Here is a 14,757-nt window from a genome sequence, read left to right as displayed (position 1 = left end):
TCGGTCGACGGCCTGGGCGATATCCAGGTGAACTGGGTAGTCGAGGCCGACGGGCAGCGCGTGTTCCACGGCGGCGACACGATCTTCCACGGGTACTGGTGGCTGATCGCCCGGCGCGCGGGACCGATCGACGTCGCAGTGCTGCCGATCAACGCGGCAGTGGTGAACGTGCCGCACCTGCAACCTCCCAGTCGGTTGCCCGCCGTAATGACACCGGAACAGGCCGTGCAGGCGGCGGTGATTCTGGGCGCGAAAGCGTTGGTGCCCATGCACTTCGGTGTCCACCAACCACCCGTGTACGTGGAGGGGCCCGACGCTGTCACCAGGTTGACCGAGGCAGCCGGGGGATGGCACCTGCGCGTGGTTCCGTTGGCCGCGGGGGACGGCACTGACGTGGCGCAGGTCTGCTCTGGTATGTGAATGGTGCTTACCAATAGCGTTTTGCCGATCCGTTTACTCTTGGTTCTGGGCGCCCTGTCCGCGTTCGGCCCCCTGTCGCTGGACCTCTATCTGCCTGCGCTGCCCGCTCTGGCGGAGGACTTTGGGGGTCCCGCCTCCGCCGCCCAGTTGACGATGACGGCGTGCATGATCGGCCTCGCCGCTGGACAGGTGCTCGTCGGGCCCCTCAGCGATCGGTTCGGGAGACGGAAGCCGCTGCTCATCGGGGTCGGCGCATTCGGCCTGGTGTCGATCCTGTGTGCCTTCGCCCCCACCGTCGGCGTCCTCATTGCGCTGCGCTTCGTGCAAGGCGTGGCAGGCGGGGCCGGGATCGTGATCGCGCGCGCCATAGTTCGTGATCTGTGCGACACCGATAACGCCGCTCAGGTGTTCTCGCTCCTAATGGTCGTCACCGGGGTGGCACCGGTGCTGGCACCTGTCTTGGGCGGCCAGCTACTGCGTCTCGGGCCGTGGCAAGGGACTTTTCTGGCGCTCAGCCTGATTGGTTGTGCTCTCTTGGTCGCTGCGGCACTGGGTGTGCCTGAGACCCTCCCGTCCAACAAGCGTGTCGGTGCCGGCCTCAGAGGCACAGGCGCGCAGCTACGGGAAGCCCTGTGTCACAGGCAGTTTGTCGCGACAACCGCCGTCCTTGCGCTCGGTTCGGCAATCTTGTTCAGCTACATCGCGATGAGTCCCTTTGTCTTGCAAACGCAGTTTGGGCTCAGCGCTCAGGCATTCTCACTGGTGTTCGCGCTCAATTCGTCAGGTCTGCTCCTCGGCGGTTTCGCCGGCGCGCGCCTGGTCCGGCGGTGGGGGTCCGCGTCAACCCTGGTGGTTGGGCTCGCAGTGGCGCTGCTCGGCGGGATGGCTCTCGTACTGGCCGCCTCGGTCGGCGCAGCATTGCCCGTCCTTGTGCCGTTGCTGTTCCTCACCGTGTCATCGGCGTCGTTGATCATGCCGACCGCCACTGCGCTCGGGTTGGCTCATCAGGGTGCCCACTCGGGCATGGCGTCGGGTGTGATGGGGATGTTCCAGTTCGGCGTCGCAGGCGCTGTCGCCCCTGTGGTCTCCTACGGCGGCGCGACGGCGCTCACGATGGCCATCACCATGGCGGTGACCGCCGCCGCCGCGCTGGCGGTCCATGTAGTCGCGCTGCGACCATCCATTACTGCAATCGCAACGGCGCCTGGGCGATCCGCCATCTGACTCTAGGCCCGACTGGATCCGGGGTCGTCTGGCAGCTGGTCGGAGGATCGAACGAGGCGCTCGACCGCGGTGTTCGCGGCACCGCCGACTGAGGCTGAAGTCGAAGCGGGGACATCCCAGCTAGCGAGGATCGACACGGCGGGACGTCCACGCGCCGTATTGCCGCGAACGGACTGCGATGGCTCCACACGCCCGCACGGCACTTAAGATACATACTGGCCGTTAACATACAGTCCGTATCGTACGATCATGACTGATCTACAACCCAGTCCGGACGCTCCACCAGATCCACGGATTGAGCGCACCAGAGCACACGTCCTGAAGCACGCCCGGCGCCTCATTGCCACGGCCGGGCCGACCTCTGTGACCTACAGTGAACTCGCCGCAGAAACCAGGGTCACTCGTCAGACGTTGTATCGCCACTGGCCAACTCGCGAGGCCCTTTTCGTCGACCTCGTTCTTCAGCAATCGATGGACGGCTTGCCCAACGGGTCGGGTTCCGCCGCGCAGATCGTCGGCGGATTCCTGCGACGGCTGCGCGACGACATGGACGATCCGGCCAACGCCGGCCCGCTCGTCGCGCTCATCGCCACGGCCGACCACCAGCCCGCCAGCGACTCAGCCCTTGGACATGTCGTGGTCACCGTCTGCGATGCCCTCAATGCCTTGGTCGCACCGTCGGGACGCCAAGTCACCCCTGATGACTACGCCCGGCTGTGCGGGCCGGTGATCTTTCGACGACTGATTGCCCGCGAAGTCGTGACGGACCTCTTCATCGACGTCCTCGTCGCTGACTGGCTCTCCAGCTCTGAGCACGCGGCGAACCCCGACGCGACCAGTGCCGACGTCCCATGACGACCATGGCAAGTGCGGCAGCTCCGTGACAACCCTGCCTACGGTGCTGTCCCGCGTGTCCGCGCCAGGCGTGTGGCTGGTCCGAAACCCTCGGGCTGTCCCAGGCCACCGGAAACCGGACCAACAACCGTGCTGGTTGCGGTGCGGCCAGATGCCCTTCCGCAAGCATGCCGAGCACTGGTGACACCAACTCGCTGGACCTAGTCGGGGTGCGCCTTCCCTACGGAAGAACTCGTATGGCGTGGGGCATCCCGGCGAGGAGCTGAATCGCGATCGTGCCAAATGAAAAATGTTGACATTTTTCATTTGGCACTTGTAGCGTGGGTCACATGACATCGCCACGGAAAAGTGAACTTCGCTATCAGGGCCCTGACCGCGCCTTCGCTCGCTCGTGGTGGTACGGCACCGGCCGGACGTCGGCAGAGCTACGTCGGCCACTGGTCGCGGTCGTGAACGCATGGAACGAAATCGCCGACGAGAACGTGTACCTCGACAAGGTGTCCAGGCGCGTCAAGGACGGCATCATCGCGGGTGGTGCTACGCCCATGGAATTCAACGTGATTCACGCAACCGACGTTTTGAGTGAAGCGTCCGAAGGTATGCGCTATGTGTTGCCGTCCCGGGAGACGGTCGCGGACTCCGTCGAGATCATGCTTCAGGCGCACGCTTTCGATGCCGCCGTCTTGATCGCAGGCGGCGACAAGATCACACCCGCAATGATCATGGGAAGCCTGCGCGTGGACCTTCCGACGGTGTACGTCTACACGGGCACGACCGAGACCGGCAAGATCGGAGAACGTGAACTCTCCTGGGAGACGGTGTTCGAGGCCATCGGCGAATATCACAACGGAAAGCTCACCGAAGAGGAGCTCGGCCAACTCGAGTTCGCGCAGATGCCCGGTCCGGGAGGGGGCGCCAGCGCGTACACGGGCAACACCATGGCGATGTGCGTAGAGGCGATGGGTCTTTCGCTGCCAGGTGCGTCGACCGTGGTGGCGGGATCGGCCGAACAGCTCCGGCTCGCCCACGACAGCGGTCTCGCCGTCGCCAGACTCGTCGAAGAGGGTGTGACGATAAAGAGCATCGTCACCGACCGCGCCATCCGCAATGCCGCGCGAGTTGCGTTGGCGGTATGTGGTTCAACAAACATCTCACTTCATCTGCCCGCAATCGCGCACGAGGCCGGCGTAGCGTTCACCTGGCGAGAGTTCGACGAGCTGGCGCTGTCCACTCCTACGCTGGTACCGCTGCGTCCCTCCGGAGAGATCTCGCTGCCGGAATTCCATCGCGGCGGTGGCGTGCAGGCCGTGCTGGAAACACTCCACGAACTTCTCGAAGACAACCCCCGCATCGCGCCGATCGAGGTAACCATTCCCCAACCCGTTGGGGGCGTGATCGCAACAGTCGATGATCCCGTATCTCCCACCGGTGGTTTGCGTGTGCTGTTCGGAAGCCTCGCCCCGCTTGGTTCGATCGTCAAGATCAGCGGCGTTCCGGCTACGTTGCATCAGCACCGCGGGCCGGCCCGAGTCTTCGAAGACGAAGAAAAGGCCATTGCCGCCATTCACGGCGGTCAAGTCAGCCCAGGTGACGTTGTCGTCATTCGCAATGAAGGACCTCGCGGAGGTCCCGGATTCCGTGAGATGCTGGGTGCCACAGCCGCTGTCGTCGGTATGGGGCTAGCCGACACGGTGGCTTTGGTCACCGATGGAAGATTCTCGGGGGCTTCGCATGGCGCGGCGATTGGCTACGTATGCCCGGAAGCAGCGTCCGGTGGTCCCATCGCCCTGCTGCAAGACGGTGACATCATCTCGATGGACCTCAACGCTGGACGGCTCGACGTCGAACTATCCGAAGGACAGCTAGCGCAACGGCACATCGCGCAACACGCACCGCATACCGGATCCGGCGTCCTCGCCCGATACGCGCAACAGGCTAGCGAGGCATGCTACGGCGCGGTGCTCAACCCACAACCCGCACTTCGGTGATGTGATGGATATGTCGTCTCCCGATGTTCGCCAGATCAAGCCACGGCTGCTGTATGAGTCTGCTGCACACGAGATCCGGCGCGCCATTCTCGGCCGCGTCTATGAGCCGGGCAACCGGCTCAACGAAGTAAAGCTGGCCCACGATCTCAACCTGTCGCGCGGACCGGTGCGAGAAGCGCTAAGGCAGCTCGAGCAAGAAGGTTTGGTGTCGAGTGAACCGCAAAAGGGTGTCCGCGTACGCCCCCTGTCTGCTCTTGAAGCGCGCAACGCGCTGGCCATTCGACAGACGCTCGAGACGCTCAACCTCGAAGAGATCGTGCGGGCTGTGTCCCGCGACGACCTCGCCAACCTTCAGTTGCTGAGGACGCAGATGACCGAGGCCGAACGCATCCAAGACATCGTTGAAGTCGTCGAGCTCGATTACCAGTTCCACGAACGGTTCCTGGAGATCGTTCCCTCTGCAGTCGTCGGACGAACCTGGCGAGCGATCGCCGGCCAGATCCGGATGTACTTGGCCATCGGCGACACCACCTGGGCGCAGTCGGGTTCGGTAGCCGTGTCGCACGAGCCCATCATCAATGCGCTCGAACTGCGTGATGCGGAACTACTCGGGGCAGCAATCATCAGCCACATCGACGAGAACAGATCCTCGATCGGGATGGAAAACGGTCCCTGACAGCAGGAGACATCGACCACATTCGGTCCAGAATCGCTTGGTGGCAGTCTATTTCACGGCCGCACCTAGGATCCCTTCGTACTGCCCGGCAGGCGGACGCGTGCTGTGCAGCTCCTATTCGCCCGCCTGTCTGTGGAATCTGCAGACAGCGTGCCATCAGCCCGCATTGACTGTTTGACAGCGCGAGTTTCACTGTGTGTCAACACCTTCGTCGCATCATCGACATCTTGGACCTGTCGCGGCACGGGCCCAGAGGAAATTCGCCAAGGAAGGCAAACCGCAATGACCACACCAAGACCAATCCCCAAAGACGTGAGTTGGCGAGGAGCATTGGGCGATAGCACTCACAGGAGTGTGACACGCCACCTCATGCCAATCCTCGTCATCTTCTACGTACTGGCCTACCTCGGCCGGTCCAACCTCGGGTACGCCGCGCTGACCATGAATGTCGACCTCGGAATCTCCGACGCCGCCTTCGGATTGGTCGCGGGAATCTTCTTCCTCGCTTATTTCATCTTCGAGGTTCCGTCGAACATACTCCTCGATCGATTCGGTGCCCGGAAGTGGATCGCGCGGATCCTGGTGACCTGGGGCATCGTGATCATCTGCACGGGTTTCGTGCAGAACGTCGAGCAGCTCTACATCGCCCGATTCCTGCTCGGCATCGCCGAAGCCGGATTCTTTCCTGGCGTCATCTTGTATCTCTCCCGATGGTATCTGGGTCGCGACGCTGCCAAAGCCGCCGCGATGTTCATGCTCGCGATTCCGATCTCCTACATGATCGGCGCTCCAATCTCGGGCTGGATCATCGACCACGCGTACTGGCTCGGCATGCCGAGCTGGCGGTGGATATTCATTCTCGAAGGCATCCCGAGCGTGATCGGCGGGATAGCTTGCCTATTCGTTCTGCCCGATCGGATCAGAGACGTCAAGTGGTTGAACGATCCCCAGAAAGAATGGCTGGAGACATCGCTTGCGGCCGAAGCCGCACTCAAGCCGGCCAAGAGTGAGGGGTACCTGACCCGGGAAACTCTGCTCAACCCCAAAATCTGGACCCTCATCGTCATCTACTTCGCGATCGAGATGGGCGAATACGGGCTTGGATTCTGGACACCCCTCATCATTCAACGCATCGGTGACTCACTGAGCGCCACCAACGTCGGCCTGCTCACCGCCGCCACGTACGTGTTCGGGGCGGCAGCGATGATCGTGTGGAGTCGGAGCTCGGACCGTCACCGCGAGCGGCGTTGGCACACCATCGGTCCTGCCCTCCTGTGTGCCGCAGCGTTGGTCGCCATCGGATATTTCGCGCATTCCTTTGTCGCCGTTGTCTTCCTGGCGATCATCATCGCCGCCGTGTACGCACTCCTCGGACCGTTCTGGTCGTTGCAAACCTATTTCCTCACCGGTGCCACCGCTGTAGTCGGAATTGCGATGATCAATTCCTTCGGAAACCTGGCAGGCTTCGTCAGTCCCTACCTGATCGGCGCCATGAGCGACTGGACGGGCGATCAGTTCGCCGGCTTCTACGTTATCGGTGCGCTCATGCTTCTGGCCGCGTTACTCCTCGCCGCGTCGGTCAAGAACCAGCGGCTCAGGGCTCTAGAAGATCAAGCCCAGGCCGACGCCGCTCAAAGGTCAGCCGTCGTCGCAGGCGAAATGAAACCTTGACGGCAATTCCATTGCCTACCAATGCCATGTCCTCGCGACCGAGTTTCAACCCTGATCACCAACGAAAGGAGCGCCACGATGACGAGTACGGATTTCGATCTGACCAGATTCAAAGCGTTGAGCTTCGACTGCTATGGCACGCTCATCGACTGGGAACGTGGCATCGCCAATGTCCTTGCGCCATGGGCTGACGAGCAGCTGCTAAATCTCACCGACGAGGAATTGCTGCTGGCCTACGCGGATAACGAAGCGGCTGCTGAAAGCGACACTCCCACCGCGCTCTACCCAGATATTCTGGCCGACGCCTTCCGCCGCACGGGTGCCACGCTGGGTGGCTCGGTCAGCGATGAATGGGCACGGCGGCTTGGCGCATCAGTCCCTGACTGGCCCGCATTCCCCGACTCGGCTGGCGCCCTTGCTCGGCTGGCCCGGCGCCACCAGCTGATCATCGTGTCCAATGTGCACCGCGAGGGTTTTGCCGGCAGTAACAAGCGACTCGGTGGCAACTTCGCTGCCATCATCACCGCCGAGGATGTCGGCGCCTACAAGCCGGCAGCGAATCACTTCCGCGCCCTCGATGCCGTGTTGCCCACACTCGGTGTAGAGCGCAGCGAACTGCTTCACGTCGCGCAAGGCCTGTTCCACGACCACGTCCCGGCAAAGCGGGAGGGGCTGCCATCGGTGTGGATAAATCGGCGCCATGACCGTCAGGGTCGCGGGGCTACACCCGAGCCCGACGGTGAATGGAGCTACAACCTCGAGTTCCCGTCGATGGCCGCGTTCGCCGATGCCGTCGACGCCGCATTCGCCGCCACCGACCAGCGTTGACACACCAACCCCAACCGGTCGAGCGAGGTTAGCGCATTGCCGGGCCTCACCGAATCACCATCGAGTCTCTCGGAGAGAGAACAATGTCTGAAAACACAACGGGCAGTTCGGTCATAGACGAAGCGCCCTACGGACGATTTCATCGCAAACTCGTGTTGCTTTCTGCTGGCGGCCCTTTTCTGGATGGGTACATCCTCGCCAACGTCGGCGTCGTCATCGTCGGGATCGAGGTTCAACTCCGGCTTACGGGCATCGAACTCGGCCTCGTCGGAGCCGCGGCCCTAATCGGGCTCTTCATCGGGGGGCTCGCATTCGGACGTCTGACCGACGTCATCGGCCGCAAGCTGATGTATACCGTCGATCTCGGCATCTTGTTCATTGGTTCTGCGCTGTGCCTATTCGTCCAAGAAGGCTGGCAGCTCATCGCCATTCGGTTAGTGCTGGGCGTGGCCATCGGCGCGGACTATCCGATCGCCACCGCCATGCTCTCGGAGTGGCTGCCGCGACATCAGCGAGGACGCTGCATGGGCATTCTGATGGCGTGGTGGTTCGTCGGCGCCACGTTGGCCTATGTCATTGGCTTTCTGTTGGTCGAGTGGCTGGGCGAGGATTCCTGGCGATGGGTGCTCGCCAGCGCTGCGATCCCTGCGGCGCTCATACTGATCGCCCGTCACGGCACGCCGGAGTCGCCCCGGTGGCTCATCAGCCACGGCCAGCGTGAGAAGGCTCGGGAGAACATCGATTCCGCGTTGGGCCGGCAGGTGTCCGAAGCGGAACTCGACGTGCTTGCCCACCAGGAAGCGCTGACCGGCATGGGGTTTCGACACGTGTTCACGCAGCCCTACGGTAAGCGGACACTCTTCGTGTCGCTGTTTTGGACCTTCCAGATCATTCCGTTGTTCGGTTTGTACACGTTCGGCCCCACAATCCTGTCCGCGTTCGGCATGTCCGAGGACTCGGTGCTCGGATCGCTACTCATCAGTGCGATCTTTCTGGTCGGCGTCCTGCCCGCGATCAAGTTGATCGACCGAATCGGACGTCGTCCATTGATCATCGGATCGTTCGCGCTCATGGTCATTCCCCTGACCGTCCTAGGAGCGTTCCCGCACGCCTCGGCCACCGTTGTCATCGTGTGCTTCTGCGCCTATGCGCTGTTTTCCGGCGGTCCCAGCATCCTGGAGTGGGCCTACCCGACAGAGCTCTTCCCCACCGAAATCCGCGGTACCGCCGTGGGTGTGGCCACATCCGTGAGCCGAATCGGCGCCGCCGTCGGTACGTACCTGCTTCCGATGTCGCTGCACGGCGTAGGAGTGGGGCCGACGATGCTCATGGGCGCAGGCCTGACCGGCGCCGGATTGATTGCCTGCATCGCTTGGGCGCCGGAGACGAAGGGCAAATCGCTGCAGGACGCTGCCGGGGCGACGCAAGAAGGTTTATCGCAGATGGATGAAACTGGCGGTGGCCGGTCGCAGCGGTGAGGTCCGGTATTGCTGACCGCACACGTCGCATCGACACCGACGAGATTTCGGTGATGACAGACATCTGAACAGACGGTCGCGACGAACCCGAAGGTGGGCGAACGCCTCCATCGGCATCGAGAGGACCTCGACAAGGCGGAATCGCTGCGCGTAGGTGCGCGATTTCGCACCGCCAAGCAATTTTGAACAGTGCAGGAAGACATCCATTCTCGTGTAGTTGACGTCGTGGAGGCAAGCGTCCGGGCGTCGTTGCCTCCTGCTGATGTCCGATCGGCCTCTGCGAACCGAGCCCGACGAGTTGGTCACGCTTCCGTAATCGGAACGACCGCGGCGCCGCAGCACACGCTGGCGCACCGCGAAATCGGCGACGGTGATGGTGCAGCCAGTGGTGCAGTTTCTCGTCCTCGATGAATAGGGCATGCCTGCCAAAGCCAATGTGATGTCCGCCCGATCCTTGGACACCAGCCCTGGGCAGAACCCGTCGCGCCTTGACACCGGGTTCAGCGGCGCTCGGGAATCTCGTGCTCCGCGTCTGTCTGGCAGGCGCGGGTGCGCTCCTCGCGCAGCGCGATCCGCTCTCTATTGACTCACTGGATGAGACAGTATTGACGCACTGAAAGAGTTATGCCTAACATTCGAGCCATCCAACGTCCACGTCGCTGTGGATCACACCAGTTCGAATGGAGAGCCAACATGGCCGAGCCGACGCAGCGCCGACGACAACTCGAGATCGACTCCGACACCGACTCCGATTCAGCCGAGGATGCCCGGCTCACGGCGCTCGGATACAAACCCGAGCTCAAGCGGGCACTGGGAGGATTATCGAGTTTCGCGATTCAGTTCTCCACGATCTGCTTCTCAGGCGCCATCTTCATTGCCCTTCAGGTTGGTTTTGGCCAGGTCGGACCGCTGATGCTGTGGACGTTCATCGGCGCCACACTGCTCCAGCTGGTAGTCGCCTTCTGCGTTGCGGAGTTGACCTCTGCTTACCCGCTGGCCGGCGGGGTGTACCAGATCGTCACCCGCCAAGGTGGACGCTTCATCGGTTGGCAGACAGGCTGGTTGATACAGCTGGCGCACATCTCGTCGTTGGCGTTGGGAACCATCGGGTTGACTCCACTGATCATGTCCTGGTTCGGCGTGAACGATCTGTCGCAGTGGCAGCTCGTCGGCGTCAGCGGACTGCTCATCCTGGGTACCACCTTGGTGAACCTGATGGGGGTCAAGTTGGTCGCGCGAATCAACAACATCGGTGTGTCTGCGGAATTGATCTCCGCCGCAGTGATCATCATCGGGGTCCTGGTGGCATTCATCTTCTTCGGCAGACAGCATCAGCCCCTGAGCTTCTTGACCACCGACGCCGGGGTCGCCCAGGGCCCGCTGTGGACGGCGCTGCTGTTCTCGACTCTGCTGTCGGCGTTCATCGTGTCCGGTTTCGACGTGAGCGGTACCGCCGGAGAGGAAACCCACAACGCATCCAGTGCCGTGCCGCGCCAAGCAATTCGGGCCAACATTGCAGCACTGGTGATCGGCAGCGTCGTGATCCTGCTGCTGATGCTCTCGGTGCCGTCGGTGAGCGGCGTCCTGGAGGACGCCTCGCCAGTCAAGTACATCTTGTCGTCGGTGATCGGCACGCCGTTGGCCGAGATCCTCGAAGTGGCCGCCATCATCTCGCTTCTCGTCAACGGCATGATCCTGCAGCTGGCCGGGGCTCGGGTGCTGTGGGCCCAGGCCCGGGACGGCGCCTACCTCGGAGCGAAGTGGATGCGCAAGCTCAACCACGAGCGCATCCCCGTCAACGCCGTGATCGTCTCCGGCGTCGTCGCCTTCGCCATCACCCTCTACAGCAGCCTCGTCGCGGTACTCGCCGCGATCCTGGCGGTGACCTGGGCCGGCGCCTACCTCGTGTCGCTGATCGTCGGACTGCGGGCTCGCCGTCTCAATCGACTGCCCGAGCGCCCGTTCGTGCTGCGCAACGGAACGTTCTGGTACGTCGTCGCCATCGTCTGGTCGGTGGTGCTCATCGCGACCTTCGTCGCCCAGGATCCCGCGCACGTCGGCATTGGACTGCTCGGGATCGTCGTCCTGGGTGTCGTGCTCTATTTCGTCGCCGGACGCGAGCGCACCAAGGACGATGGAGAAGCCAGCTCGGCATCGACCTCGTCCGTCCGCTGACCGCCGAACCACACCAGCTACGCAGCAGGGGAGAATCATCATGACGAAGCCGGACGCCGTCATCATCGGCTCGGGACACAACGGTCTGGTCGCGGCGAATTATTTGGCCGACGCCGGCCTTCAGGTACGGGTTCTGGAACGACGAAGCATCGTCGGTGGTGCCACGGTCACCGAGGAGCTGATTCCCGGCTTCCGCGTGTCGTCGTGCTCGTACGTGTCGGGGTTCTTCCATCCGCAAGTGTTGCGCGACATGGGATTAGCCGATCACGGCCTGCAGATGTATCAAACCGACACCGGCACCTGCAATCTGTGGCGCGATGGCCAGCGTTTGTACACCTTCAACGACACCAGCGCCACGCTGCGGGAAATCGAACGCCTCAAGCGGGGGGAGAGTGAGCGCTACCTCTACTTCGGAGTGCAGCTACAGCGGTTGGCCCGGATCACCGAACAATGGTTGCTCACCACCAATCCGCCGTCCCTGCAAGAGGTAGTCGACACCTTCGTTCGCCTGGGCGAGCGCGAACTGTACAAGGACTTCTTCACCTCCAGCACCAAGGACATGGTGGACAAGTACTTCACCGCCGACGTCTTGAGGGGTCTCATCGCCTTCACCGGCACCGTCAGCGTATGGGGAGGCCCGCGCACTCCAGGTTGGTCGTATGTCTACGCCCACCACGCCACCGGCGAATTCGAAGGCCACATGGGCCAATTCGGGTTCCCCAAGGGCGGCATGGGCGCCATCGCCGACGCATTGGCCGCACGGGCCCGTTCCAAGGGTGTCGTCATCGACACCGACACGGCCGTCGCGGAAATCCTGTCGGCCAACGGCCGCGTAACCGGGGTACGCACCGAGTCGGGAGAACACATCGAGAGCGACGTCGTGTTGTCGAACGCCGACCCGACCGCGACCTACCTCAAGCTCGTCGATGCGTCCGCTCTGCCGGATGCGTTGGTGGACAAGATGAAGAACTACGACAACCGCGGCTGCATGTCACGGGTCTTCCTGGCAGTGGACCGGCTCCCCACGTTCGTCGGCGGCAGCACGGGCCAGGGGCCCGAGCACCGCGGCCTGACCCTTCTCGGTGCCAGCGTCGACTCGTTCAGCCGTGCCGAGGACGCGCAGAAACAGGGCCGCATCGCCGAGGACTTTCCGATCGAGTTCGTCATCCAAAGTGTCCACGACGACACCGTGGCCCCGCGAGGCCAGCACATCATCAGCACCGGCATCCAGCAGACGCCCTACACCCTGACCGGCACCGACTGGGATACGGAGAAGTCGGCGTTCGAAGAGCGCGTCATCTCCGTCCTGGAGACCTACTCCCCGGGCATCCGTGAAACCATCACCGCCACAGCGACATTGACGCCGCTGGATTATGAGCGGACCTACGGCATCACCGGCGCCAACATCTACCACGGTGCCATGCAACCGGGGCAACTGTTCGCCGACCGGCCGGTACCTGGCGCAGGCGGCTACCGCTCGCCATTGGAGGGGCTGTACCTGTGCGGCTCGGGAACCCACCCCGGCGGCGCGGTGACCGGGATACCGGGACGCAACGGTGCCGTGGCGGTACTGGAGGACAAATTCGGGCGCCGCCCGACTGCCACCACCCGTGGGGAGCCAGCCAAGACACCGCTGATCGAAAAGGCCATGCGCAATAGGGCATTTCGTACCGTAGCGTCACAGGTCGCCCGCCGCCCGGCACTGGCCCCACTGGTTGAACGGCTCACCACGCGCGACTGAGCACTACGCCGAAACGCTTCAGCACCTCGACCCGTGAAGGAACACCAAGATGACCACGACGTCCAACTGGAACCTGGACTACTACCCGGCCTACAAATACACCCTGCGCTCGGACACCTGCACCGCCGTACTCACCGACCTCGGCGCCCGCCTCCTCGAACTGCACGTCCCCGACCGCGAGGGCAACACTGCCGACATCGTTCTGGGCCGGCCCACGCCCGAGGACATCTTCACCGACCGGCACTACATGGGCGCCACCGCCGGTCGGTACGCCGGCCGCATCCTCCGCGGACAGTTTCACCTCGACGGCGTCGACTACCAGCTGGCCACCAACGAAGGCACCAACCACCTGCATGGCGGAACCCGTGGCTTCGACCAGTACGTCTGGAGCGCCGATCCGCACCGCGACGAGGAAGCCGTCACGTTCACCCGGGTGTCGCCCGACGGCGAAGAGGAATTCCCCGGTGAACTCGCCACTCGGGTCACCTACCGGCTCGACGGCTCGACCCTGCACATCTCGATGACCGCCACGACCGACCGCACCACGATCGTGCGGCTGGTCAACCACACCTACTTCAACATGGCCGGTCACGACTCGGGCACCGTGCTCGATCAGGTTCTGCAATTGAACGCGTCGCACTACGTGGTCACCGACCCCGAGCTGATTCCCACGGGCGAGATCGCCAGCGTCGAGGGCACCCCGTACGACTTCCGCAAGCCGACGGCCATCGGTGAGCGCATCGACCAGGTCGTCAACACCGGCGCCGGACGGGTCGCCGGAGGCTCAGCCGGCTACGACAACAGCTGGATCTTCGACGGAACGGGATTTCGCGTGGTGGCAAGCCTCGCCGATCCTGGCAGCGGTCGACGCCTGGAACTGGCTACCGACCAGATTGGCGTGTGCACCTACACCGGCGGGTATCTCGCCGGATACACGGCCAAGGGCGACAAGATCGATGCCTACGAGCCGTTCGCCGGCGTCACCTTGGAGACAACCGCGTTGCCCGACGACATCAACAGAGGGCACTTTCCCTCGCCGATCCTCCGTCCCGGGGAGACCTACCGCAACGAGATGCGGTTGACCTTCACCGCCACCTGACCCCTCGACTTCGACCCCATACAGGAGAGCGCTCATGACTCAATTCGATTTGCCCGTCGCATCTTCCGCAGCCACACAGGGCAACACGGGCCCCTGGGATGCACTCACCAGCGCACTGGCCGCAGACGCCCTGGACGCGTTGGGCCATCGGCAGCAGTGCCTTGGTTCCGACATCCGACCGCTGACACTTGCGCAGCGGGTGGTCGGTCGGGCCCACACCGTCACCTCGGCCCCCGCTGGCGACGTGGTCCCCGAGCGCCCCTATGAGGGGCTGCTCAGCGCGCTGGACCACACCGATGCCGGAGCCGTCTTCGTCTTCGACACCCATCGGTCTGATGCCGCGGGCGTGTGGGGCGAGCTGGTGACCACCGCCTGCCTGGGCCGCGGCGTGGCGGGCGCCCTTACCGACGGCCTGGTTCGCGACGTCAACCGGCTACTGGACCTCGGCTTCCCCGTGTTCAGTCGCGGCGCGACGCCGTACGACAGCAAGGGCCGCGTCGACGTGATCGAGGAGAACGTGCCGGTCACGATCGACGGGGTCGTCATCAATCCCGGCGACGTCATCGTCGGCGACGCCGACGGTGTGTGTGTCATCCCCGCAC

Annotated in this window: 12 protein-coding genes; all 12 read left to right on the top strand. The window is 63.3% G+C overall.

Going from position 1 to position 14,757, the window contains the following annotated elements:
• The coding region (locus ABW137_RS30400) for an MBL fold metallo-hydrolase (protein WP_526405715.1) at positions 1-420 on the top strand (420 nt) is incomplete at its 5' end.
• A gap of 21 nt (positions 421-441) precedes the next feature.
• Positions 442-1,644, top strand: coding sequence for a multidrug effflux MFS transporter (locus ABW137_RS30395; RefSeq protein WP_526405713.1), 1,203 nt, complete (start codon positions 442-444; stop codon positions 1,642-1,644).
• 249 nt (positions 1,645-1,893) lie between these two features.
• On the top strand, positions 1,894-2,499 hold the full coding sequence (locus ABW137_RS30390) for a TetR/AcrR family transcriptional regulator (protein ID WP_526405712.1): 606 nt from the start codon (positions 1,894-1,896) through the stop codon (positions 2,497-2,499).
• 329 nt (positions 2,500-2,828) lie between these two features.
• Positions 2,829-4,487 (top strand): dihydroxy-acid dehydratase, encoded by a 1,659-nt coding sequence (gene ilvD, locus ABW137_RS30385; protein WP_526405710.1) that lies wholly within the window; start codon positions 2,829-2,831, stop codon positions 4,485-4,487.
• Positions 4,488-4,491: 4 nt separating this feature from the next.
• Positions 4,492-5,163 carry a GntR family transcriptional regulator gene (locus ABW137_RS30380; protein WP_526405717.1) on the top strand — a complete coding sequence of 224 codons (672 nt, stop codon included), beginning with the start codon at positions 4,492-4,494 and terminating at the stop codon, positions 5,161-5,163.
• A gap of 105 nt (positions 5,164-5,268) precedes the next feature.
• Positions 5,269-6,834: an MFS transporter gene (locus ABW137_RS30375; RefSeq protein WP_526405708.1), complete on the top strand. Its 1,566-nt coding sequence runs from the start codon at positions 5,269-5,271 to the stop codon at positions 6,832-6,834.
• Between the two features lie 78 nt (positions 6,835-6,912).
• The gene (locus ABW137_RS30370; RefSeq protein WP_526405706.1) at positions 6,913-7,662 is read left to right on the top strand and encodes an HAD-IA family hydrolase; all 750 of its coding nucleotides are present in this window, start codon (positions 6,913-6,915) and stop codon (positions 7,660-7,662) included.
• Between the two features lie 83 nt (positions 7,663-7,745).
• Positions 7,746-9,140 (top strand): MFS transporter, encoded by a 1,395-nt coding sequence (locus tag ABW137_RS30365; protein WP_526405704.1) that lies wholly within the window; start codon positions 7,746-7,748, stop codon positions 9,138-9,140.
• Positions 9,141-9,833: 693 nt separating this feature from the next.
• Positions 9,834-11,315 carry an amino acid permease gene (locus ABW137_RS30360; RefSeq protein ID WP_526405702.1) on the top strand — a complete coding sequence of 494 codons (1,482 nt, stop codon included), beginning with the start codon at positions 9,834-9,836 and terminating at the stop codon, positions 11,313-11,315.
• A gap of 40 nt (positions 11,316-11,355) precedes the next feature.
• The gene (locus ABW137_RS30355; RefSeq protein ID WP_526405700.1) at positions 11,356-13,056 is read left to right on the top strand and encodes a phytoene desaturase family protein; all 1,701 of its coding nucleotides are present in this window, start codon (positions 11,356-11,358) and stop codon (positions 13,054-13,056) included.
• A 49-nt stretch (positions 13,057-13,105) separates the two neighbouring features.
• Positions 13,106-14,155: an aldose epimerase family protein gene (locus ABW137_RS30350; protein ID WP_526405698.1), complete on the top strand. Its 1,050-nt coding sequence runs from the start codon at positions 13,106-13,108 to the stop codon at positions 14,153-14,155.
• 34 nt (positions 14,156-14,189) lie between these two features.
• Positions 14,190-14,757 (top strand): RraA family protein (locus tag ABW137_RS30345; protein ID WP_526405696.1); only part of this gene is annotated, 568 nt, incomplete at its 3' end.

Source organism: Mycobacterium sp. (assembly GCF_040509115.1).
In the GTDB taxonomy this organism is placed as follows: Bacteria; Actinomycetota; Actinomycetes; order Mycobacteriales; family Mycobacteriaceae; genus Mycobacterium.
The sequence above is the reverse complement of the archived record's forward strand: the minus strand, read 5'-3'. Positions and strand labels throughout refer to the sequence as shown.